At 49.2% G+C, this 2,709-nt stretch carries 2 protein-coding genes; both read left to right on the top strand.

The window, feature by feature from the left end; genetic code table 11:
• Window positions 1–281: 281 nt before the first annotated feature.
• Entirely contained in the window at window positions 282–1,973 is a 1,692-nt protein-coding gene (locus BZG79_RS13775) for an NAD-dependent malic enzyme (protein WP_077677295.1), read from the top strand.
• A gap of 114 nt (window positions 1,974–2,087) precedes the next feature.
• A partial coding sequence (locus BZG79_RS13770) for an ElyC/SanA/YdcF family protein (RefSeq protein ID WP_077774687.1) occupies window positions 2,088–2,709 on the top strand: 622 nt, incomplete at its 3' end.

Genomic DNA, 2,709 nt, shown 5'->3' with positions numbered 1-2,709 from the left:
GTTTAAACCGCACTGCGTTGTGGCCAACAGGCAAAGTGTAGACCCCTCGCTCTTCTCTTGCGCAACTTTGCTAATACCCACACCGCACATTGAGGTAAAAAAGTTGAATTAGGTCACCATTCATGCCTAAACTTTACCCTTTATTGCAAATCGCCTGGGGCTATCGCTACCTAACGCACAAAAAGCGTTCGGCAAAGGACATAAAAACGCCACGAAGGCACATGATAACGCCCAACATTCGTCATCGACCCAACGAAAAGAACCATCGAGTCTGATCATTCATGAATAATCAAAAACGTCCTCTTTATATCCCCTACGCGGGGCCAGCTCTGCTAGAAACGCCACTATTAAACAAAGGCAGCGCATTCAGTGTTGAAGAGCGTAAGTTCTTTAACCTTGAAGGATTATTGCCAGACGCGATAGAAAGCATTGAAGAACAAACCGAGCGCGCCTATCAGCAATACCAACGCTTCGAAAACGATATCGATAAGCATATCTATCTTAGAAATATTCAAGATACCAACGAAACGCTGTTTTACCGACTGGTATCGAACCACATCACCGAAATGATGCCTATCATCTATACCCCCACTGTTGGGGCGGCGTGTGAGAACTTTTCCAATATTTATCGCCGCGGACGCGGGTTATTTATTTCTTATCCAAACCGCGATCGTATTGATGATGTTTTAAACAATGCGTCTCGTCACAATGTCAAAGTGATAGTGGTCACCGATGGAGAACGGATTCTGGGATTAGGCGACCAAGGGATCGGTGGCATGGGCATCCCTATCGGAAAGCTATCGCTCTATACCGCGTGCGGTGGGATCAGTCCGGCTTATACGCTTCCCATTGTTCTGGATGTAGGAACCAATAACCCACAACGGCTCTCCGATCCCATGTATATGGGATGGCGCCACACTCGGATTAGCGGCCAAGAGTACGATGCATTTATTGAAGAGTTCATCCAAGCAGTACAGCGCCGCTGGCCTGAAGCATTGATCCAATTTGAAGATTTCGCGCAAAAAAATGCCATGCCAATCCTAGAACGCTATAAAGACAAGGTGTGCTGCTTTAATGATGATATCCAAGGGACGGCAGCAGTCACCGTGGGCTCATTAATTTCCGCGTGTAAAGCGGCTGGCACCAAGTTGTCTGAACAGCGGATCACCTTTTTAGGCGCGGGCTCTGCCGGTTGTGGTATTGCAGAAGCTATCATTGCACAAATGGTCGCGGAGGGCATTTCAGATGCACAAGCTCGCTCACGCGTGTATATGGTCGATCGCTGGGGTCTATTAGTCGATGCAATGCCAAACTTGCTCGACTTCCAGCAAAAGCTGGTACAAAAAAGCGAGGCACTATCGGAGTGGCAGCTAGAAGATAGCAACATCTCACTATTAGACGTGGTTCGAAACGCGAAACCCACCGTGCTCGTCGGCGTATCGGGGGCACCAGGGTTATTCACTGAAGATGTCATTAAACAAATGCATGCCACCTGTCCACGCCCGATTATTTTTCCTTTATCTAACCCCACGAGCCGGGTCGAGGCGACGCCATTTGATATTTTGCGTTGGACCGATGGTCAAGCGCTAGTTGCCACAGGAAGTCCATTTGAGCCAGTCCGTTTAGATAATGGCAAAACCTTCCCCATCGCACAGTGTAACAACAGCTATATTTTTCCAGGCATCGGGCTTGGCGTATTAGCCGTCGGGGCTTCTCGTGTTACCGATGGCATGCTAATGGCCTCATCGCGAGCACTGTCCGAATGCTCTCCTCTGGCGAAGCGAGGGATCGGCGCCCTGCTCCCACCGTTGGAGGATATTACCCAAGTATCAAAACGTATTGCGTTTGAGGTGGCTAAAGAAGCGATTGTTGAAGGCGTCGCCGCCGAGCTCTCTGATGAGGCACTGAAAAAGCGCATCGAGGAGAGTTTTTGGTCGCCTGAATACCGCGCTTACAAACGCACCTCATTTTAACCAAAGACTGACAGAAAAAGCGCCTACTCAGGCGCTTTTTTTGCTACCATTCCATCTACTTGCCGCACCCGCTATTATCGAGTGCTGTCCGTCAAAAAAAGGATACAACGCACCATGGCTCTCCGGCGCCTCGTTCGTCAGGCGATAATCACATTGGCTATACTCACAGCCCTTACTGTTATTCTCATGGCGGCTAGCGATATCGCAATCACGCTTAACGCCAAAGGGCGTATCTATAAAGATGTCGATGTATTGCCCAAACGACAAGTGGGGCTCGTACTCGGCACCAGTAAATATATCGGCAAAACCTCAAATCCTTATTACACCTATCGCATTGAAGCGGCTGAGGCGCTTTATCATGCAGGAAAGATTGACCACCTGCTTCTTAGCGGCGACAACGCTCATCGGTCGTATAACGAACCCTGGACGATGAAACGAGATTTACGCGAGAGGGGCATCGCGGAAGAGGCGATCCATCTTGACTATGCCGGCTTTCGGACACTCGATTCCGTTGTTCGCGCCAAGACGGTTTTTAGTCTTGCTCGTTTTACCGTCATCACGCAGCAATTTCATTGTGAACGTGCGCTGTTTCTTGCGGATGTAAACGATATTGATGCCATCTGTTACGCGGTACCAAGCCCCAGAGGCTGGGCCGGTACCAAGATCCGCGCCAGAGAAATACTGGCACGCACTAAAGCGGTACTAGACAGTTTTATTCTCAATGTGAAACCAAAAT

The organism is Salinivibrio sp. MA427, from assembly GCF_001996115.1.
Classification (GTDB): Bacteria; Pseudomonadota; Gammaproteobacteria; order Enterobacterales; family Vibrionaceae; genus Salinivibrio; species Salinivibrio costicola.
The sequence above is the reverse complement of the archived record's forward strand: the minus strand, read 5'-3'. Positions and strand labels throughout refer to the sequence as shown.

Excerpts from the sequence above, each read along its gene's own strand:
- BZG79_RS13775 (WP_077677295.1), top strand. The coding sequence starts at position 282 with ATGAATAATCAAAAACGTCCTCTTTATATCCCCTACGCGGGGCCAGCT.